This window comes from Kosakonia radicincitans DSM 16656 (assembly GCF_000280495.2).
Classification (GTDB): domain Bacteria; phylum Pseudomonadota; class Gammaproteobacteria; order Enterobacterales; family Enterobacteriaceae; genus Kosakonia; species Kosakonia radicincitans.
This window is the reverse complement of sequence record NZ_CP018016.1, coordinates 369,491-390,531: the sequence shown is the minus strand read 5'-3', so window position 1 is coordinate 390,531 and position 21,041 is coordinate 369,491. Positions and strand designations below refer to the sequence as shown.

The following is a 21,041-nucleotide window of genomic DNA, read 5'->3' as shown; positions in this document are numbered from 1 at the left end:
TAAACGTCACGCAACAGGTGACCAGACCTTTCTAATAGTTACGCCTGCTGACAATCAGCAATAGCGCCAAGTACTACGTCGTGCGACACTCCGCCGCGCACTTCGCTCTTCCCTATGGCCAACGGGAGCACTAAGCGCATTTCCCCCGCCAGCACTTTTTTATCGCGCATCATATGTGGCAGATAGGCTTCCGCCGCCATTTCATGCGGCCCCTGAACTGGCAGGCCAGCACGTTTGAGCAGCGTTTTGATACGCTGCGTGTCTGCTTTGCTGAACTGACCCAGACGCTCAGAAGCATGTGCCGCCATCACCATGCCAGCTGCAACAGCTTCGCCGTGCAGCCAGTTACCGTAGCCCATTTCTGCTTCGATAGCATGGCCGAAGGTATGCCCCAGATTCAGTAAAGCACGTAAGCCGGTTTCCCGCTCATCGGCAGCAACAACTTCGGCTTTCAGCTCACAACAACGCCGAATACAGTATGCCATCGCCGGGCCGTCGAGACGCAAAAGCGCATCCATATTCTGTTCCAGCCAGTCAAAGAACTCACCGTCAAGAATAATGCCGTATTTGATCACTTCCGCGAGACCGGAGGAGAGTTCACGGGCGGGAAGGGTTGCGAGGCAATCAAGGTCAACAACGACAGACGCAGGCTGGTAGAATGCGCCGATCATGTTTTTGCCAAGGGGGTGGTTTACCGCCGTTTTACCGCCAACGGAGGAATCAACCTGAGACAGAAGCGTGGTTGGAACCTGAATAAAGCGTACGCCGCGCTGATAGCTGGCCGCTGCAAAACCGGTTAAATCACCGATTACGCCGCCTCCCAGCGCAACCAGCGTCGTGTCACGCCCGTGCGGTTTTTGCAACAAAGCAGTAAATACGGTATCCATCACCGCCAGGCTTTTGTATTGCTCGCCGTCGGGAAGAATCACGCTATCGACCTTCACGCCAGCCTGTTCAAGAACGTGGCGAACCTTATCAAGATAGAGCGGAGCCAGTGTTTCATTAGTGACCAGCATGACCTGATCACCAGACTTCAGGGGCGAGAAGGAAGCTGGATCGTTAAACAAACCAGCCGCGATGGTGATAGGGTAACTACGTTCCCCAAGAGTGACTGTGATCCTCTCCATGACGCGACATCCACCTTAGTTGCTTAAACCCGCAGGCCTGTGTATTAAGCCAGAATTAGTTGCTTTCCAGCATATGGATAATCTGGTTTGCGACCACTTTAGCGCTCTGGTCGTCGGTGCGAATGGTCACGTCTGCAATCTCTTCGTACAGAGGATTGCGTTCGTCAGCCAGTGCTTCCAGTACTTCACGCGGCGGCGCGTCCACTTGCAGAAGCGGGCGTTTTTTATCACGTTGAGTGCGAGCCAATTGCTTTTCGATAGTGGTTTCCAGATACACCACTACGCCACGGGCGGAGAGACGATTACGGGTTTCGCGAGATTTCACAGAACCACCGCCAGTCGCCAGAACGATGCCCTGTTTTTCCGTCAGCTCATTGATGATTTTTTCTTCGCGATCGCGGAAGCCTTCTTCACCTTCAACATCGAAGACCCAGCCCACATCAGCTCCGGTTCGTTTCTCAATCTCTTGATCAGAATCGTAAAATTCCATATTGAGTTGTTGAGCTAACTGACGCCCAATAGTGCTTTTGCCGGCACCCATAGGCCCAACCAGAAAGATATTGCGTTTCTCTGCCATTTTTTCGGTACTACTAAGACTATTCGTTGATGATAAACCCGCTTCACAGATACCCAGCGTAGCAGGACATGAACTGAAACCTCATATGCGATAGTGCGAGAGTCAGATCGAAAATTATCTCAGTACTCCGGCTTGTTTGGCAACTGAATAAACACGTTATCCTTCACGCTGCTTGCTATACGACGGAGACCACTGACGCTCAAATCGGTACTCCTTGTAAGCTAAATCATCTCTCACGTCAAACACCTGAACCAAGTTCCGAAGAAAAAGGGGGATTACGGCAGGTTTAATGTACCGCCGCCAACCTTGGGGTAATAAAGACGACCAGTTCTCGCCGTTCGCTATCCTTCCCATCCTGACGAAACAGCTGACCAATGCCAGGCAGAGACCCAAGCCCCGGAATTTGGTTTTTATTCGTGGTGCGCTTTTGCGAAAAAATTCCGCCAAGCGCCAGCGTGTCACCGCTTTTCACCTCCACCAGCGTTTCAATTTCCTGTTTATCAATCGCCAGGGCTTCGCCTCCGGACTGTTGCAGCACCTGACCAGGCATATTCTGACTGATACGCAGCTTCAGACGAACGCGTTTATCAGGCAGCACAGTTGGCGTCACTTCCATCCCCAGCACAGCCTCGCGAAATTCGACCGAGGTATTATTTTCGCCGTTGGCGACCTGATAAGGAATTTCGCTCCCCTGTTTGATGCTGGCAGGCTGCCGGTGTGAAGCCAGCAGACGTGGGCTGGCGATGATCTCCAACTGCTGCTTTTGCTCCAGCGCGGAAAGCTCCAGATCGAGCAAGCGGGCATTAATACTGCCGATATTGAACCCCACGCGCGTACTGGCATCGGGAACGGAGAGATCCGCAGATAGCGCGTTTATCTGCCCACGCGCTGTTTCGGCGCTCTGCGCCAGCCCCCATTTCACACCCAGCTCGCGCAGGCTTTTTTCATTGATGGTCACAATATGCGCCGCCAGCTCAACCTGCTCGACCGGTAAATCCATTTGCGCCACCCATTTTTCGAGTGTCGCCAGCCCCTCTTTATTATCCCGGATCAGCAGGCGGTTAAGCCGCGAGTCCACGGTTATTGCGCCTTGCGGGCTAAGCAGTTTTCCGCCCGCTTTTGCCAGTTCTTCGGCGTCCGCATAACGCAACACGATGCTGCGCGTTTGCAGCGGGGCATTCTGTTTTTGTCGGGCCTGCCGGGCATCCTGTTCCGCCTGTTTTTGTTGCTGCCACGACGCGGAGTGAACCTGCCAGATTGTCCCCTTCTGACTGAGCGTTAATCCGGCACTTTCCACCACGGTTTGCAATGCCTGCCGCCAGGGAACATCGGTTAAATGCAGCGACAACGTGCCACTGACATCTTTCTGGATCACCAGATTTTGCTTTTCAATCGCGGCCAGCGTCTGTAGCACCTGTACCACCGGCACATCATCGACGGTCAGCGTGACGAGCTGCGTTGTCGCTGTGCTGACGTAAGACAGGGCGAAGAGCATGAGGCCCGTTATCCATTTTTTCATTCTGAGTTCCTTCTCGTTTCCAGCGCCACTGCGCCGGGATGCAATCTTTACCCGTGGAAATTTGCAGCTCATCCACGGTGACAGAAACAACGAGCCAGCCCGTTGGCAGCAACTCGCCAGCAGCGACCCGATGCCAGCGTTCACCGGCATCACGCAATATGCCCACCGCCTGCTTGCCCTGAATCATGCCGCGAAACTGCCATTGGTTCAGTTGGGTAAGCTGACAGGTATCCGGCGGCGGCTGGAAGGGGTCGCGCATACCGCTCAGCAACAGGCATAACGCACAGGCAAAAACCACGCGTTCAACGATCATCGTCATGCTCCAGTTGCAGGGTAAAACGCAACAAATCAGCGCCCACTGCCAGCGAAAATGCCGGAACCTGCATGTCGCAACTGGCAAGGCGCGCAAAAGTTTCCGTCACCGGTTCCCAGCGAGTTTCCAGTACCAACTCCCCCCCATTTTTTCCGGGTTGCCAGCGGATGAGTTGCCTGTTGGTCTCCTGAAAATCCAGAGGACTAAAAGGCTGCGCTGTGGGTAAGGGCGCACTTTCTGTCGGCGGGAATAATGCACGTAGCGTGCGCCACTGAGCCTGTAATGCGGCCTGTTGACCGCTTTGCTGAATATTTAACTGCGCCTGTGCCGCACTAAGCGGGGAAATGGCTAACCACCACACCAAAAGCAAGCCGCAAAAAACGCTCAGCAGCCAGCATGCCGTACGTTGCCACGGCGATAATGCAAACCAGAAATCAGCGTTCAGGGACATCCCTGTTCTCCTTATTAAGCTGGTAGTGGAATTGCCAGCGCCCCTGCGCATCCCGTTCCATTGCGCCGGTTTGTTGTAACTGAAACCCCGCGATGTTGCGCAATTGCTGTTCAAGCACACCTAACGCCCGAACCGAGCTGGCAAGGCCTGATAGCGTCAACTGGTTTTGCTGCCAGCGCAGTTGCGTCAGCCAGGCATTCTGCGGAAGATTTGCGGCCAGGCTAAGCAAGCGTGGCTGCCAGGCCTGCGTATCCTGCCGCCGCTGTCTGCGAACCTGCGCCTTGCGCCACGCGTCTTGCCGTGCCAGCAAAGTTTTTTCACCCGCCTTCAGCGAGGCCAGCAGTGCGGCATCGGCTTGCTGCCAAAGAACCCGCACGTGAAGATTGGCGGCTACCGATGCTCGCCATAGCAAGCCAGCACCACCTGTCAGCAGGAGGCTGGCGATAAAAACGCTCGCCCAGAGACGCACGCTGCGTCGCCGCCGGTATTGCCGCCAGGGCAGAAAATTCACGCCAGCCATCAATATCCCCTGGCGACGGCCAGCCCGAGAGCGACAGCATAGCGATCGCCTGCTGTCGGCAACGGCGGCTGACGCGAAGGTACAGCACTCCAGCAATCAAAGCCGCCGGGTAAATCACTGCACTGCACAACTTCATCAGCAGGCAACCCCAGCACGCTGGCTAACTGAACAGCGCTATCGGCGTCCTCCTGCGCACGCCGACCCCAGCTCTCTTTCGTTGCCCATAACCATTGCCGTTCGTCGCGCCACACCAGGCAACGGGCAGGAGGCGCGAGCCAGGGCAGCAAAGCCTGCAATGCACTGGCATCGGGCGTAATAGAAGAGAGATGTAGTGAGAGGGTCTGCGCCATATCGAGCAGCACCGCCACGTCTTTATTCTGCGCTGCGGTCACGCCATAGGTTTTTCCCGGCTCATCCTCCGTAAAATCAAAGCAGAGCTCGTTTTCCGCCATTTCCAGTTCGCGCGCCATAGCCTGTGATACCCAGCGATTAAGCGCCTCTTCACGCAATGCAATAGCCGGACGTGGTAGCTTTTTTTGTAGGGTTTGTACGGCGGGAAAAGCCAGTCGAACACAGTGCCGTTGTGGTAAAGATTGTCGCCAGGGACGCAGCGCGGCAAGAAGCGGCTCGGGTGTTTTAATACGCCCCTGAACAATCGTTCCGGCAGGTAAAGGAAAGTGCCACCAGCGGCGTAAAGCCTGACCGCCACGTGCGGCGGCAAGCGCCACAATAAAGATTCCATCTTGTTGAATATGCAGCCCAATTTGCCAGTGCCTGAATGCCATAAGTTACGATCTCCTTATCGTCTGCGGGGATGACGCTATATCAATGCATCAGGCTTGCCTTTATACTACCGCGCGGTTGTTTATAAACTGCCCAAATGACTCTTAATGGGAAATCTCCAGTGAAGTTCGTAAAGTATTTATTCATCCTTGCAGTCTTTTGCATTCTGCTGGGAGCAGGCTCGATTTACGGTCTGTACAAATATATTGAGCCACAGTTACCCGATGTCGCGACGCTCAAAGACGTCCGGTTACAGATTCCAATGCAGGTGTACAGCGCAGATGGCGAATTGATCGCGCAATATGGTGAAAAGCGCCGCATCCCGCTGACCCTGAGCCAAATTCCGCCAGAACTGGTAAAAGCGTTTATCGCCACTGAAGATAGCCGTTTTTATGAGCACCACGGTGTTGACCCGGTGGGGATTTTCCGTGCCGCCAGCGTAGCACTCTTCTCTGGCCATGCATCACAGGGAGCCAGTACCATTACGCAGCAGTTAGCGCGTAACTTCTTCCTGAGCCCGGAACGCACCATGATGCGTAAAATCAAAGAGGTGTTCCTGGCGATCCGCATTGAGCAACTGTTGAGCAAAGACGAGATCCTTGAGCTTTACCTCAACAAAATCTATCTCGGTTATCGCGCTTACGGCGTGGGCGCTGCAGCTCAGGTCTATTTTGGTAAGTCGGTCGATCAACTGACGCTAAGTGAAATGGCGGTGATTGCCGGTTTACCGAAAGCGCCATCGACTTTTAACCCGCTCTACTCGCTCGACCGGGCAACCGCACGTCGTAACGTTGTGCTGGCGCGTATGGAAAGTGAAGGCTATATCACCGAACAGCAAGCCGACCAGGCGCGCAGCGAGGCGATAGACGCTAACTACCATGCGCCGGAAATCGCCTTCTCCGCCCCTTATCTTTCCGAGATGGTGCGTCAGGATATGGTCGCCCGTTATGGCGACAAAGCCTATGAGGATGGCTACCGCGTTTACACCACCATTACGCGTAAAGTGCAGCAGGCTGCGCAGGATGCCGTACGCAATAACGTGATGGATTACGACATGCGCCACGGCTATCGCGGTCCGTCAAATGTGTTGTGGAAGATCGGTGAAGCCGCATGGAGCAGTAAAAAAATCACTGACTCGCTGAAAACGCTGCCTACGTACGGGCCGCTCTCTCCGGCGGTCGTCACCAGCGCAAATCCGCAAGAAGCCGTGGCGATGATGGCTGATGGCACGTCGGTTTCATTGCGCATGGACGGCGTCCGCTGGGCTCGCCCTTACCGCTCTGATACGCAACAAGGCGCCACACCACGTAAAGTGACGGATGCCATACAGGCCGGGCAGCAGATTTGGGTGCGCCAGGTCGATAACGCCTGGTGGCTGGCGCAGGTGCCGGATGTGAACTCTGCGCTGGTCTCTATCAATCCGCATAATGGCGCGATACTGGCGCTGGTCGGCGGCTTTGACTTTAACCAGAGCAAGTTTAACCGTGCAACTCAGGCGCTGCGCCAGGTGGGTTCGAACATCAAGCCGTTCCTTTACACGGCGGCAATGGATAAAGGCCTGACGCTGGCAAGCATCCTCAATGATGCCCCGATTTCCCGCTGGGATGTGGGTGCAGGTTCCGACTGGCGGCCAAAGAACTCGCCGGATGAATATGCCGGTCCAATCCGTCTGCGCCAGGGGCTGGGGCAATCGAAGAACGTAGTGATGGTACGTGCGATGCGCGCGATGGGCGTCGATTATGCCGCAGAGTATTTGCAGCGTTTCGGTTTCCCGGCACAAAACATTGTGCATACCGAATCCCTGGCGCTGGGCTCAGCCTCATTTACGCCGATGCAGGTAGCAAGAGGCTATTCGGTGATGGCGAACGGCGGGTTCCTGATCGATCCGTACTACATCACGAAAATCGAAAACGATCAGGGCAATGTGCTGTTTGAAGCGCGCCCGAAAGTGGCCTGTGCCGATTGCGACATTCCGGTGATTTACGGCGAAACGCCGAAATCAAATGTGCTGGAAAACAAAGATATGGAAAACGTCGCCACGTCGCAGGAGCAGCAAAACAGCTCGGTGCCGCAACCGCAACTGGAGCAGGCAAACCAGGCGCTGGTTCAGCGCAGCGGTGGCGAAGAGTATGCGCCGCATGTGATTAGCACGCCGCTGTCGTTCCTGATTAAAAGCGCGCTGAACAGCAACATCTTTGGCGAACCCGGTTGGCAGGGAACGGGCTGGCGCGCGGGACGCGATCTCAAGCGTAACGATATCGGCGGTAAAACCGGCACCACCAACAGCTCGAAAGATGCCTGGTTCTCCGGTTATGGTCCGGGCGTTGTCACTTCCGTGTGGATCGGTTTTGACGATCATCGTCGCGATCTGGGGCGAACCACTGCTTCCGGCGCGATCAAAGATCAGATTTCCGGCTACGAAGGCGGTGCGAAAAGCGCCCAGCCAGCCTGGGATGCATACATGAAAGCGGTGCTGGACGGTGTGCCGGAAGATCCGTTAACGCCGCCGCCAGGCGTGGTCACCGTCAATATCGACCGCAGCACCGGGCAGTTGGCAAGTGGTGGCAGTAGCCGTCAGGAGTACTTCATCGAAGGAACTCAGCCGACGCAGCAAGCAGTACATGAAGTGGGCACGACCATCATTGATAACGGGGAAACGCACGAGCTGTTCTGATAGCGCGTGAACCCAGAGAAGCAAAAAGGGCGCTGCGGCGCCCTTTTTATTTATGATTTTGTGCCTTCAGAGCCGACCCTGCCCTTTTAGCCATTCACGCACTAAAAACAGCGCGCTGACATTGCGGGCTTCATTGAAATCCGGGTCTTCCAGCAAATCCATTAAGTGCTTCAGCGGCCAGCGCACCTGCGGTAGCGGCTCCGGTTCATCACCCGGCAGCGACTCCGGATAAAGGTCTTCCGCTACGATAATGTTCATCTTGCTGGAGAAATAGGAGGGGGCCATACTGAGTTTTTTCAGGAAAGTAAGCTCTTTTGCGCCAAATCCTACTTCTTCTTTTAACTCACGGTTCGCCGCTTCGTATATACTCTCACCGGGATCGATAAGCCCTTTGGAAAACCCCAGCTCGTAAGATTCGGTTCCAACGGCGTATTCGCGGATCAGAATCAGATGCTCGTCCACAATCGGTACAATCATCACTGCTTCGTGCGTAGAAGGACGCATGCGCTCGTAAACACGGCGCACACCGTTGCTGAACTCCAGATCCACGCTTTCAACGTTAAAAAGTCGTGAAGAGGCAACCGTTTCTACGTTAAGAATGGTGGGTTTTTGCAATGATTTGCTCATTATTATCGGTCTTTGCAGAGAAACTTACGTTATTGTGCGACACTACGCACTGTTTCGGCAATGTCATTCGCCGCTAATTTACATTCTTGTAACCTCTCCAAAAGCAATCCCAATTTATCACAAAAGTCAATAGGTTGATATAAAACTAAGAATTTGCTGATATTCCCGCTTGGGTGGTTTTGCTATTCTTTCTCGCAATGGTATGCGCTTAAAAATTCTCAAGTAATTTCTTGCTTACAGCGGCCAGCCACATTAAATGTTTACAGGAAGGGTGCAACTGACTACACCTGTTAGAAAAAGTAAGATGGGGAAAGCATGAGCACCATTTTGATTTTTTTCGCTGCTATGCTGGCCTGCGCATTCCTCGCTGGATGGATTTTCAGGTTCAGGTCTCAACGCCGGTACAGGTTGCCTCATTTACAGGCATTTGCCGGCGCGACAACCCGTAAACTCTTGCCAGAGGAGCGCGATGCTGTTGAGCGCTATCTGGACACGCTTTCCCGTATACAAAATACGCCAGGCCCAACGGGCGCTACGGCTGCGCCGATCTCCATCAAACTCAATGCTCAGAGCAATACCGTCCTGTTTGTCGCGCACTCGATCACGCGCTATGGCATCACCACCGATGCTCCCAACAAATGGCGCTACTATCTCGATTCCGTCGAAGTGCATCTGCCGCCCTCCTGGGAGCAATACATTACCGATGAGAACAATGTTGAGCTGATCCGCACCGATTCCATGCCGCTGATCATTTCGTTAAACGGCCATACGCTTAGCGAATATATGCAGGAAGAGCGCAGCGGAGAGCTGGAGCGCGTATCTTCCACGCGCTCCGCTATTCGCGGCGAAGAGACGGAACAGATCGAGCTGCTGAATATTCGCCGCGAAACACCGGAAGAGTATGCGTTAAGCCGCCCGGACGGTATGCGCGAAGCGTTGCTGATCTGCGCCTCTTTTTTACTCTTTTTCTTCTGCCTCGCGGCGCCGGAGGTTTTCGTTCCGTGGCTGGCGGGCGGCGCCGTGATGCTGTTCGCCGCGGGAATGTGGGGGCTGTATGCGCCGCCAGCGAAAAACACACTGCGCGAAATTCATTGTCTGCGCGGTACGCCAAAGCGCTGGGGGCTGTTCGGTGAAAACAATCAGGAGCAGATGAATAACATCTCTCTGGGGATTATCGATCTGATTTATCCCCGCCACTGGCAGCCCTTTATCACCCGCGATCTCGGTCAGCAAACGGATATCGATATTTATCTGGATCGCCACGTTGTTCGCCAGGGGCGCTTTTTGTCCCTGCATGACGAAGTGAAAAATTTCCCGTTGCAGCACTGGGTGCGCAGCGCGGTAATCGCCACCGGTTCGCTGGTGGTGGTGGCGATGCTGCTGATTTGGGTGCCGCTGGACATGCCGATCAAATTCACCGTTTCGTGGATTAAAGGCGCGCAAACTATCGAAGCCAGTAGCGTTAATCAGCTTGAATCCGCCGGGTTGCGCATCGGCGATACGCTGCGGATCAGCGGTACAGGAATGTGCAACATCCACACGCAAAACTGGTCATCGCGCCAGATATCGCCGTTTACGCCGTTCGACTGTTCGCAGATTATCTGGAATAACGCCCCTCCGCTGCCCTTGCCGGAATCGGATACCGTGACCAGAGCCACTGCGCTTGCGCAAGCGGTGAGCCGTCAGTTACACCCTACAGCCGAAGATGATTCACGCGTTAGCCCGGTGTTACGCTCAGCCATTCAAAAGTCGGGTATGGTCTTGCTGGATGACTTTGCCGATATCGTACTGAAAACAAAAGATTTATGCTCAGCAGAAGACGATTGTCTGAGGTTGAAAAATGCACTGGTAAACCTCGGAAACAGTAAAGACTGGGATACGCTGACCAAACGCGCCAGCGATGGCAAGCTGACCGGTGTTAACGTGCTGCTGCGCCCGGTAAGCGCCGAATCGCTGGATAATCTGGTGACCACCTCAACCGCGCCCTTTATCCTGCGCGAGACAACCCGTGCCGCACAGGCGCTGAACAGCCCGGCGCCGGGCGGGTTCCTGATTATTAGCGAAGAGGGTAACGAACTGGTGGATCAGCCGTGGCCGCCAATCGCGCTGTATGACTACCCGGCGCAAGAGCAGTGGACCGAGTTCCAACGGCTGGCGCAAATGCTGATGCAGACGCCGTTCCACGCTGAAGGGATCATTACCAATATCTATACCGACGCCAACGGTACCCGACACATTAGCCTGCACCGCATGCCGGATGCCACGGGCTTGTGGCGTTACACCGGTATAACGCTGTTACTGTTTGCCATGGTCATTTGTTGCCTCTACAACGGTGTGCTGGCGCTGCGTCGCTACCAGCGTAACCGTACACGCCTCGAAGAGATTGCGCAGTATTACGAAAGCTGCCTGAATCCGCGCCTGCTTCCTACGCAGGACAGCCTTACCTGATAACCACCCGCAACGTGAGCTGTGTTAATCTGTCGCGCACGTTTTCCCCTGGCTGGAGTTTTAATGCACCTTGATATTGCATGGCAGGACGTTGATACCGTTCTGCTGGATATGGACGGCACTTTGCTTGATCTGGCGTTTGATAACTTTTTCTGGCAAAAACTGGTGCCAGAAACTTTCGCCGCTCAACAGGGGCTGACGCCAGAGGAAGCACAGAACGTTCTTCGCCAGGAGTATCACGCGGTGCAGCATACGCTAAACTGGTACTGTCTGGATTACTGGAGCGAACGTCTCGGGCTGGATATTTGTGCGATGACGACACAGCAAGGGCCGCGCGCAGTGCTGCGCGAAGATACGGTGCCTTTTCTGGATGCGCTGAAAAAAAGCGGTAAGCGCCGTATTCTGCTGACCAATGCGCATCCACATAATCTTGCCGTCAAGCTTGAGCACACGGGCCTGGCGTCGCACCTTGATTTATTACTTTCCACCCATACATTTGGTTATCCGAAAGAGGATCAGCGCCTGTGGCAGGCCGTAGCGGAAGAGACCGGGCTATGCGCCGAACGGACGCTGTTTATCGACGACAGCGAACCGATTCTCGATGCGGCAGCAACCTTTGGCATTCGTTACTGCCTTGGCGTGACGAACCCGGATTCCGGGCTGGCAGATAAACACTATCTGCGTCACCCGGGAACCAATGACTACCGTTATCTGATCCCCTCACTTCTCAAGGAGATGTGATGAAACAGCAGCCCGCACAAGAAGTCCGTCTGGATAAGTGGCTGTGGGTGGCGCGTTTTTATAAAACTCGCGCCCTCGCCCGCGAGATGATTGAAGGCGGCAAAGTACATTACAACGGTCAGCGCAGCAAGCCGAGTAAAATCGTCGAGCTGAATGCCACGCTCACGTTGCGCCAGGGAAATGACGAACGTACTGTCGTCGTCAAAGGCGTTACGGATCAGCGCCGTCCGGCAACCGAAGCCGTTGAGCTGTATGAGGAAACGGCAGAAAGTATTGAGAAACGTGAAAAAATGGCGCTGGCGCGTAAGCTGAACGCGCTTACAATGCCGCACCCCGATCGCCGACCGGACAAAAAAGAGCGCCGCGATCTGCTGAAATTTAAATCTGGTGGCAGCGAGTAACGCGCACCTGCAAGAGAGATAATCATGGCCAATCAAGACCAATTACACCGCTATCTGTTTGAAAATTATGCCGTGCGCGGCGAACTGGTGACTGTTTCCAACACCTGGAAGCAGGTACTGGAAAACCATAACTATCCGCTGCCGGTAAAAACGCTGCTCGGTGAACTGTTGGTTGCGACCAGCCTGCTGACCGCAACCCTGAAATTTGCCGGCGATATTACCGTGCAGTTGCAGGGTGACGGTCCGATGAATCTTGCAGTGATCAACGGTAACAACCGCCAGCAAATGCGCGGCGTTGCCCGCGTGCAGGGCGATGTCCCGGCGGATGCCGATCTGAAAACGCTGGTGGGTAACGGCTATCTGGTGATCACCATTACGCCGGAAGAGGGAGAGCGTTATCAGGGCGTGGTTGGCCTCGAAGGCGATACGCTGGCGGCGTGCCTGGAAGATTACTTTATGCGTTCAGAACAGCTGCCGACCCGCCTGTTCATCCGCACGGGTGAAGTGGATGGCCAGCCGGCAGCCGGCGGGATGCTGTTGCAGGTGCTGCCAGCGCAGGAAACCCAGGCCAACGATTTCGAACACCTGGCGGTACTGACCGAAACGGTAAAAGCGGAAGAGCTGTTCTCCCTGGCGGCAGAAGATGTGTTATGGCGTTTGTACCATGAAGAAGAGGTCACGCTGTACGATCCACAGGACGTTGAATTTAAATGCACTTGTTCGCGCGAGCGCTGCGCTGCGGCGCTGAAAACGCTGCCGGATGAAGAAGTGGACAGCATTATTGCCGAAGAAGGTGAAATCGACATGCACTGCGATTACTGCGGCAATCACTATCTGTTTAATGCGATGGATATTGCGGAGATCCGTAATAACGCCTCCCCGGCCGACCCGCAAGTTCATTAATTCCCCCTTCCCTCATGCCGCCTTCGGGCGGCATTTTTTGCATTACACGTCACGTTTCCGCTAAAATCCTCAATGTAATTCTTACGTAATTTTCTTTCATGAAAGCGATTGCAGTCACAAAGTGACGGTTAAAAATATCGGTTTATAGCCTTTTGGGGACATTTTCCCGATTATTGTCACTGTTTTTGCCACAATACATCTCGCTAAGTGACGCAAATGACAGCGTTTTGCGGAAGTCAGCTTTATCGGGATTCGAAAATCTATGAACATCGTCCGGGTAAGCGGCGATAAACAACCCTACAATTTCAGGCAGTACAATTGGCTAAGGAGTAGTGACATGCGCGTTAAGAGCTTAACCCCGCAAGATCTCAAGGCTTATGGTATCAACGATGTTCAGGATGTCGTCTACAACCCCGATTACGATACGCTGTATCAGGAAGAGCTCCGTCCAGATCTGGAAGGATATGAGCGTGGTGTGCTGACGAATTCTGGTGCTGTCGCCGTCGACACCGGTATTTTTACCGGCCGTTCGCCAAAAGATAAGTACATTGTCCGAGATGAAACCACCCGCGACACCGTGTGGTGGGCCGATAAAGGCAAAGGCAAGAACGACAACAAACCGCTCTCGCCGGAAGTCTGGAAGCATTTAAAAGGCCTTGTGACGGAGCAACTCTCCGGCAAGCGCCTGTTTATTATCGATGCGTTTTGCGGCGCTAACCCGGACAGCCGTCTTTCAGTCAGGTTTATCACCGAGGTCGCCTGGCAGGCGCACTTCGTCAAAAACATGTTTATTCGCCCGACGGATGAGGAGCTGGCAGGCTTCAAACCCGACTTTATCGTGATGAACGGGGCGAAATGCACCAATCCGCAGTGGCAGGAACAGGGCCTCAATTCGGAGAATTTCGTTGCCTTCAATCTGACCGAACGCATCCAGCTGATCGGCGGAACCTGGTACGGCGGCGAAATGAAAAAAGGGATGTTCTCGATCATGAACTACCTGCTGCCGTTGCAGGGGATCGCCTCGATGCACTGTTCTGCTAACGTTGGCGAGAAAGGCGACGTTGCGGTCTTTTTCGGCCTTTCCGGCACCGGCAAAACGACGTTGTCCACCGATCCGAAGCGCCGCCTGATTGGCGATGACGAGCACGGCTGGGATGACGACGGCGTCTTCAACTTTGAAGGCGGCTGTTATGCCAAAACCATCCGGCTCTCGGAAGAGGCTGAACCGGATATCTTCCACGCCATCCGCCGCGATGCGCTGCTGGAAAACGTCAGCGTCCGCGACGACGGCAGCATCGATTTTGATGATGCGTCGAAAACGGAAAATACCCGCGTGTCGTATCCGATTTACCATATTCATAACATCGTCAAACCCGTGTCGAAAGCCGGTCACGCCACGCGAGTGATCTTCCTGACTGCTGATGCGTTCGGCGTATTGCCGCCGGTTTCCCGCCTGACGGCCAGCCAGACGCAGTACCATTTTCTCTCTGGCTTTACCGCCAAACTGGCCGGAACAGAGCGCGGCGTGAATGAGCCGACGCCAACCTTCTCCGCCTGCTTCGGCGCAGCATTCCTGTCGCTGCACCCGACGCAGTATGCCGAAGTGCTGGTGAAACGGATGCAGGCTGCCGGTGCGCAGGCGTATCTGGTAAACACGGGCTGGAACGGGACCGGCAAACGCATCTCCATCAAAGATACGCGGGCGATTATCGACGCAATTCTGGATGGTTCGCTGGACAATGCGGAAACCTTCACCCTGCCGATGTTCAACCTGGCCGTGCCGACATCATTACATGGCGTGGATTCGCGCATTCTCGATCCGCGCAATACGTACGCATCGCCGGAACAGTGGCAGGAGAAAGCGACACAGCTGGCGAAGCTGTTTATTGAGAACTTTGATAAGTATACCGATACCGCAGCCGGAGCCGCGCTGGTCAGCGCCGGACCGAAACTGTAATTCGGCTACGCAAGAGAAACAAAACCCGCCATATTCCGGCGGGTTTTTTTATGCTTCTTTGGTGGGCCCATTCAGGCGAACAACCGGGATTGGCAACCAGGCGCGAATCGACAACCCGCCACGCTCGCTGGTACCCAGCTCCAGCAGGCCGTTATGGTTGTCGATGATTCGCTGCACGATAGCCAGCCCTAAACCGGTGCCGCTGGTGCTACGCGCGCTGTCGCCGCGAACAAACGGCTGGAACAGATGTTCACGCTGTTCTGGTTTAATCCCCGGCCCGTCATCCTCAACCTGGAACCAGGCGCGATTCAGTTCAGTACCGCTGCTGACCTTGATCCAGCCGTTACCGTAGCGCGCCGCATTCACCACCATATTGGCGACTGCGCGCTTAATAGAGAGCGGATGCATGCGTACAAAAATCTCACTGTCGTTCAGACCGGTTTCGATCTCACGTTCGTAACCACTTTCGGCGGCGATGACCTCGCCCAGCACGGCATTCAGATCTGCCACTTCCATTGGCATCTCCTGGCCGGTACGCAGGTAATCGATAAACTGCTCGATGATCGCGTTACACTCTTCGATATCTTTATTAATCGATTCAGAGAGATAACCATCTTCTTCCGCCATCATCTCAGTCGCCAGACGGATACGCGTCAGCGGCGTGCGTAAATCGTGGCTCACCCCGGCCATCAGCAGCGTGCGATCGTCCGCCAATTGTTTCACCCCGGCGGCCATCTGGTTGAAAGCGCGGGTGACGGAACGGACTTCTGATGCGCCGTACTCACGCAGCGGCGGCGGAATATGCCCTCGCCCAACCTTCAGCGCCGCGTGTTCAAGGTCAACAAGCGGTCGGTTCTGAATACGAATAAAGAGCCAGGCGCCGCCTATCGCCAGCAGCATAATCGCCAGCGTGTAGCGGAACAGAGGCGAAAAATCGCCCTGATGGATTTCCGTCAGCGGCACGCGCACCCAGATATTGGGCGACAGCCAGGTTTTCAGCCACACCACCGGAGAGCTTTTGTTCACTTCAACGCGCACTTCGGTCGGGCCACCGAGCTGCTGCGCCATCTGCTGACTTAAGAATTCATAGTGCTGCGCCCAGCGTAGGCCCGCGTCTTCCGCCGCTTCATTGGAATAGAGAGAAATACCCAGTTCACGGTAAATTTCACGACGAAACGCAGGTGGCACCACCAGTTGCGTCCCATCCTCCAGTTGCAGTTTGTCGGTCATCAGCATACGAACTTCGTAGGCGAGTACCTTATTAAATTGCTGGAGGCTGGGCAAAATGGCGAAATTCAGCACCACAAGGTATGTCGTCACCAGGCTGACGAACAGCAAGGTGACGATAAGCAACAGCGTTCGGGCAAATGAACTTCGCGGCGAGAAGCGCACGCGCATCATGCTTTAGAACCGTCCGGCACAAATACGTAGCCCAGGCCCCAAACGGTCTGAATATAGCGCGGATGCGCCGGATCCTCTTCCACCATGCGGCGCAGGCGGGAGATCTGCACGTCGATGGAACGTTCCATCGCTGAATACTCACGACCGCGCGCCAGATTCATCAGCTTGTCGCGGGAGAGCGGCTCGCGCGGGTGGCTAACCAGTGCTTTCAGCACGGCAAACTCACCGCTGGTTAACGGCATCGGCTCATCTTCACGGAACATCTCGCGCGTACCGAGGTTCAGTTTGAACTTACCAAACGCAATTACTGCTTCTTCCTGCGACGGCGCGCCCGGCAGCTCATTCGCCTGACGACGCAGTACCGCGCGGATACGCGCCAGCAATTCACGTGGGTTAAACGGTTTCGGAATATAGTCGTCGGCGCCGATTTCCAGGCCAACAATACGGTCCACTTCTTCCCCTTTTGCCGTCACCATAATGATCGGCATCGGGTTGCTCTGGCTACGCAGGCGGCGGCAGATGGAGAGGCCATCTTCGCCCGGCAGCATCAGATCCAGCACCATCAGGTGGAAAGATTCACGGGTTAACAACCGATCCATTTGTTCGGCGTTAGCCACGCTACGAACCTGGAAGCCCTGCTCGGTAAGGTAACGCTCAAGTAATGCGCGCAGACGCATGTCGTCATCCACTACCAGAATCTTATAATTCTCTTGCATTGTTTATACTCCCAAAGGTTCCGAAATTTCTGTTTCCGTATTCTAAAAAAGTGCGCGTTAACGACCAGCGAAATCTGGTATAAATTCTAGTCTAAATTGTTACAAAGCATATTTAACAGCAAGTTATATGCATTCAACATCACATAAAACATGATTAATCCGCACTTTACGCAATACCGTTTGTAAAGTCTGTACATCAAAGCTGTCACAAAGAGAAGGCAGAAGTATGAAAACGCCCCTGATCACCCGCGAAGGTTATGACAAACTGAAGCAGGAACTCGATTTTCTCTGGCGTCAGGAGCGCCCGGAAGTCACGAAAAAAGTGACCTGGGCGGCAAGCCTGGGCGATCGCAGCGAAAACGCTGATTATCAGTACAACAAAAAACGCCTGCGCGAAATAGACCGCCGGGTACGTTATCTGACGAAATGTCTGGAAAACCTGAAAATCGTTGATTATTCACCGCAACAGGAAGGCAAAGTTTTCTTTGGCGCATGGGTGGAGATCGAAAACGATGATGGCGATACTCTGCGCTTTCGCATCGTCGGCTACGATGAGATCTTTGGCCGCAAGGATTACATCTCTATCGATTCGCCGATGGCCCGCGCCCTGCTGAAAAAAGAAGCCGGCGATGTGGCGATCGTACAAACACCAGGTGGCGAAGCCACCTGGTACGTTAATGAAATCGAATATGTGAAATAACCGCACAGAACAATCCAGGAACCACCCCGGTGGCTGGCATTTTACAGTGCCAGTCCGTATAACTATCCGCTGATTTTGTTCAGAAGATGATGAAAGAAATGATGAATGATTCGCTCTGCCGCATTATTGCGGGTGAACTTCAGGCACGGACCGAACAGGTGGAATCCGCCGTTCGCCTGCTTGATGAAGGGAATACCGTGCCGTTTATCGCGCGCTACCGTAAAGAGGTCACCGGCGGTCTGGACGACACGCAATTGCGTCAGCTCGAAACCCGCCTTGGTTACCTGCGCGAGCTGGAAGAGCGCCGCCAGGCAATCCTGAAATCGATTGGCGAGCAGGGCAAACTCAGCGAAGAGCTGGCGAAAGCCATCAACGGTACGCTGAGCAAAACCGAACTCGAAGACTTCTATCTTCCCTACAAACCGAAGCGTCGCACGCGCGGGCAAATCGCGATTGAAGCCGGTCTCGAACCGCTGGCAGACCAACTGTGGAATGACCCGTCGCAGGATCCGGAAACGCTGGCCGCCACGTTTGTGGATGCAGATAAAGGTGTTGCCGACAGCAAAGCGGCGCTTGATGGCGCGCGTTATATCCTGATGGAGCGCTTCGCTGAGGATGCGGCCCTGCTGGCGAAAGTCCGTGACTATCTGTGGAAAAACGCCCATCTCGTGGCGACGGTGGTCAGTGGCAAAGAGGAAGAAGGCGCGAAATTCCGCGACTATTTCGATCATCACGAACCGATTTCTACCGTTCCTTCGCACCGCGCGCTGGCCATGTTCCGTGGGCGTAATGAGGGTGTGCTGCAACTGGCGCTGAATGCCGATCCGCAGTTTGACGAGCCGCCGAAAGAGAGCCACTGCGAGCAGATTATTATCGACCATCTCGGCCTGCGCCTGAATAACGCCCCGGCAGATAGCTGGCGCCGCAGCGTCGTGAGCTGGACGTGGCGCATTAAGGTCCTGATGCACCTTGAAACTGAATTAATGGGTACTGTGCGCGAACGCGCGGAAGATGAAGCGATTAACGTCTTCGCCCGCAACCTGCACGATCTGCTGATGGCCGCACCGGCCGGGCTGCGTGCAACGATGGGGCTCGATCCGGGCCTGCGTACCGGCGTAAAAGTGGCAGTAGTCGATGCCACCGGCAAACTGGTCGCAACCGACACGATTTATCCGCACACCGGGCAGGCAGCGAAAGCGGCGGTTGCCGTGGCGGCGCTGTGCGAGAAACACAACGTCGAACTGGTGGCGATCGGTAATGGTACAGCATCGCGCGAGACCGAACGTTTCTACCTGGATGTGCAGAAACAGTTCCCGAAAGTGACCGCACAGAAAGTGATTGTCAGCGAAGCGGGGGCGTCAGTCTACTCCGCCTCCGAACTGGCGGCGCTGGAATTCCCGGATCTCGACGTTTCTCTGCGCGGTGCGGTGTCTATCGCCCGCCGTTTACAGGATCCCCTGGCTGAGCTGGTGAAAATCGACCCGAAATCAATCGGCGTTGGCCAGTATCAGCATGACGTCAGCCAGACACAGCTGGCGCGTAAACTGGACGCCGTCGTTGAAGACTGCGTGAACGCCGTCGGCGTTGATCTGAATACCGCCTCGGTGCCGCTACTGACGCGCGTGGCCGGTTTAACCCGCATGATGGCGCAAAATATTGTCTCCTGGCGCGATGAAAACGGTCAGTTCCAGAACCGTCAGCAACTGCTAAAAGTGAGCCGCCTTGGGCCGAAAGCCTTTGAACAGTGCGCGGGCTTCCTGCGTATTAACCACGGCGACAACCCGCTGGATGCTTCCACCGTTCACCCGGAAACCTATCCGGTGGTCGAGCGAATTCTGGCGGCAACCGCACAGTCCCTGCGCGATCTGATGGGCAACAGCGCCGAGTTACGTAAGCTGAAACCGTCCGAGTTTACCGACGAGCAGTTCGGCGTGCCGACCGTCACCGACATCATCAAAGAGCTGGAGAAACCGGGCCGCGACCCGCGTCCGGAGTTCAAAACCGCGACCTTCGCCGAAGGCATCGAAACCATGAACGATCTGTTGCCAGGTATGGTGCTGGAAGGCGCAGTGACCAACGTCACCAACTTTGGCGCGTTCGTTGATATCGGCGTGCATCAGGACGGGCTGGTACATATCTCCTCGCTGGCGGATAAGTTCGTTGAAGATCCGCATACGGTGGTGAAAGCAGGCGATATCGTGAAGGTGAAAGTGCTGGAAGTCGATCTGCCGCGTAAACGTATTGCGTTGACCATGCGTCTGGACGAACAACCAGGCGACAGTAACAGCCGTCGCGGCAGTGGCAATGGCGGTAGTCGCGATGTTGGTAACCGGAGTAGCGCGCGTCCGGCAAAATCACCGCGGGATCGCAGCCCTCAACCCGGCGGCAACAGCGCAATGATGGATGCACTGGCGGCGGCGATGGGTAAAAAACGCTAATCCTCTCCCCTCTCTTGCGCCTGCGGGAGAGGGGTTATTTTTGGTGCAACACCGTCGAAAAAGCGCCTTTTTCTTAGTGCTGTTAATCATAGAGAATTATTAACCTATTATTTTTGCTGGTTATTGATATTCAAAATTATTAATCAATTTACTGACATCGTATTTATTTATCGGAATTTACATCAGCGGACTTACGGCCCGCGCACCATTTCAAATATGAATAAAAGATTAAGATCCCGATATAAATAACAATTATTTATTTCTCATTAATGTGTTACTGCGCCGCGCAAAATTCAGAACCCAACTTATTTTTGAGCTACGTCAAAACAAAATCGAATTTTTATTTCCTCTCCCGTCCTGACGCATTTTTATTATTGATGATAAAAACTATTCTCATTATCATTGTTCTCGTTGGCTGTTCTTTACTCTTCATGGGTTCACGGTGCGTCGTGATGACGTACGGCAAACATCGGCTCGCAGCAAAAATAAGTAGGCACTATGCATTTCTCTCCTGACAGTGTGTGGAAAATTACCGGCTTCTCACAGCAAATAAGCCCGGCCTGGCGGCAAAAACTCCTGTCATTAGGTATGTTGCCCGGCTCATCTTTTAATGTGGTGCGGGTGGCACCATTAGGCGATCCCATTCATATCGAGACCCGCCGCGTTAATTTAGTGTTACGGAAAAAAGATCTCGCTTTTCTCGAACTGGAAGCGATGTCCCGTTAACCGGTCAGCTATGACATAG

At 54.4% G+C, this 21,041-nt stretch carries 19 protein-coding genes; 9 read left to right on the top strand and 10 right to left on the bottom strand.

Features of this window, described 5'->3' with window-relative positions; translation table 11 throughout:
- Positions 1–38: 38 nt before the first annotated feature.
- From aroB to Y71_RS01750, 7 genes are all read right to left on the bottom strand, one after another.
- Positions 39–1,127 carry a 3-dehydroquinate synthase gene (aroB, locus tag Y71_RS01785; protein WP_035888962.1) on the bottom strand — a complete coding sequence of 363 codons (1,089 nt, stop codon included), beginning with the start codon at positions 1,125–1,127 and terminating at the stop codon, positions 39–41.
- 55 nt (positions 1,128–1,182) lie between these two features.
- Positions 1,183–1,704, bottom strand: coding sequence for a shikimate kinase AroK (gene aroK / locus Y71_RS01780; RefSeq protein WP_002920267.1), 522 nt, complete (start codon positions 1,702–1,704; stop codon positions 1,183–1,185).
- Between the two features lie 286 nt (positions 1,705–1,990).
- Positions 1,991–3,223, bottom strand: a complete 1,233-nt coding sequence (gene hofQ, locus Y71_RS01770; protein ID WP_071531965.1) for a DNA uptake porin HofQ — start codon at positions 3,221–3,223, stop codon at positions 1,991–1,993.
- A complete protein-coding gene (locus tag Y71_RS01765; protein ID WP_007369752.1) occupies positions 3,135–3,536 on the bottom strand; it encodes a HofP DNA utilization family protein in 402 nt (133 codons plus the stop codon). The genes hofQ and Y71_RS01765 overlap by 89 nt, the downstream gene beginning before the upstream one ends.
- Positions 3,526–3,987 carry a HofO family protein gene (locus Y71_RS01760; RefSeq protein ID WP_007369751.1) on the bottom strand — a complete coding sequence of 154 codons (462 nt, stop codon included), beginning with the start codon at positions 3,985–3,987 and terminating at the stop codon, positions 3,526–3,528. The genes Y71_RS01765 and Y71_RS01760 overlap by 11 nt, the downstream gene beginning before the upstream one ends.
- Positions 3,971–4,507, bottom strand: coding sequence for a PilN domain-containing protein (locus Y71_RS01755; RefSeq protein ID WP_007369750.1), 537 nt, complete (start codon positions 4,505–4,507; stop codon positions 3,971–3,973). Before Y71_RS01755 ends, Y71_RS01760 begins: the two co-directional genes overlap by 17 nt.
- Positions 4,507–5,292, bottom strand: a complete 786-nt coding sequence (locus Y71_RS01750; RefSeq protein WP_007369749.1) for a hypothetical protein — start codon at positions 5,290–5,292, stop codon at positions 4,507–4,509. The genes Y71_RS01755 and Y71_RS01750 overlap by 1 nt, the downstream gene beginning before the upstream one ends.
- A gap of 119 nt (positions 5,293–5,411) precedes the next feature.
- Here Y71_RS01750 and mrcA point away from each other — a divergent pair, with 119 nt between their 5' ends.
- Positions 5,412–7,964 carry a peptidoglycan glycosyltransferase/peptidoglycan DD-transpeptidase MrcA gene (gene mrcA, locus Y71_RS01745; protein ID WP_035942000.1) on the top strand — a complete coding sequence of 851 codons (2,553 nt, stop codon included), beginning with the start codon at positions 5,412–5,414 and terminating at the stop codon, positions 7,962–7,964.
- Positions 7,965–8,030: 66 nt separating this feature from the next.
- On the opposite strand, the gene nudE is transcribed toward mrcA, so the two are convergent.
- Complete coding sequence (gene nudE / locus Y71_RS01740; RefSeq protein ID WP_007369747.1) at positions 8,031–8,591, bottom strand: ADP compounds hydrolase NudE; 561 nt, start codon at positions 8,589–8,591, stop codon at positions 8,031–8,033.
- Positions 8,592–8,906: 315 nt separating this feature from the next.
- Between nudE and Y71_RS01735 the strand changes: the two genes are divergently transcribed.
- The 5 genes from Y71_RS01735 to pckA all read left to right on the top strand — a co-directional run bounded on the left by Y71_RS01735 (position 8,907) and on the right by pckA (position 15,041).
- Complete coding sequence (locus Y71_RS01735; protein ID WP_007369746.1) at positions 8,907–11,039, top strand: intracellular growth attenuator family protein; 2,133 nt, start codon at positions 8,907–8,909, stop codon at positions 11,037–11,039.
- A 63-nt stretch (positions 11,040–11,102) separates the two neighbouring features.
- Entirely contained in the window at positions 11,103–11,780 is a 678-nt protein-coding gene (gene yrfG, locus Y71_RS01730) for a GMP/IMP nucleotidase (RefSeq protein WP_007369745.1), read from the top strand.
- Complete coding sequence (gene hslR / locus Y71_RS01725; protein WP_007369744.1) at positions 11,780–12,181, top strand: ribosome-associated heat shock protein Hsp15; 402 nt, start codon at positions 11,780–11,782, stop codon at positions 12,179–12,181. The genes yrfG and hslR overlap by 1 nt, the downstream gene beginning before the upstream one ends.
- A 24-nt stretch (positions 12,182–12,205) precedes the next feature.
- A complete protein-coding gene (gene hslO, locus Y71_RS01720) occupies positions 12,206–13,084 on the top strand; it encodes an Hsp33 family molecular chaperone HslO (protein WP_007369743.1) in 879 nt (292 codons plus the stop codon).
- 337 nt (positions 13,085–13,421) lie between these two features.
- Positions 13,422–15,041, top strand: coding sequence for a phosphoenolpyruvate carboxykinase (ATP) (gene pckA / locus Y71_RS01715; protein WP_007369742.1), 1,620 nt, complete (start codon positions 13,422–13,424; stop codon positions 15,039–15,041).
- 48 nt (positions 15,042–15,089) lie between these two features.
- Here the strand turns inward: pckA and envZ are convergent, their stop codons facing one another.
- Both envZ and ompR read right to left on the bottom strand, forming a co-directional pair.
- Positions 15,090–16,442 (bottom strand): two-component system sensor histidine kinase EnvZ, encoded by a 1,353-nt coding sequence (gene envZ, locus Y71_RS01710; RefSeq protein WP_007369741.1) that lies wholly within the window; start codon positions 16,440–16,442, stop codon positions 15,090–15,092.
- Complete coding sequence (gene ompR / locus Y71_RS01705) at positions 16,439–17,158, bottom strand: osmolarity response regulator transcription factor OmpR (protein ID WP_001157751.1); 720 nt, start codon at positions 17,156–17,158, stop codon at positions 16,439–16,441. Before ompR ends, envZ begins: the two co-directional genes overlap by 4 nt.
- A 226-nt stretch (positions 17,159–17,384) precedes the next feature.
- On the opposite strand from ompR, the gene greB reads away from it, so the two are divergent.
- The 3 genes from greB to feoA all read left to right on the top strand — a co-directional run bounded on the left by greB (position 17,385) and on the right by feoA (position 21,022).
- The gene (gene greB / locus Y71_RS01700) at positions 17,385–17,858 is read left to right on the top strand and encodes a transcription elongation factor GreB (protein WP_007369740.1); all 474 of its coding nucleotides are present in this window, start codon (positions 17,385–17,387) and stop codon (positions 17,856–17,858) included.
- A 98-nt stretch (positions 17,859–17,956) separates the two neighbouring features.
- Entirely contained in the window at positions 17,957–20,296 is a 2,340-nt protein-coding gene (locus Y71_RS01695) for a Tex family protein (protein ID WP_081120910.1), read from the top strand.
- Positions 20,297–20,794: 498 nt separating this feature from the next.
- Positions 20,795–21,022 (top strand): ferrous iron transporter A, encoded by a 228-nt coding sequence (gene feoA, locus Y71_RS01690; RefSeq protein WP_007369738.1) that lies wholly within the window; start codon positions 20,795–20,797, stop codon positions 21,020–21,022.
- Positions 21,023–21,041 lie beyond the last annotated feature (19 nt).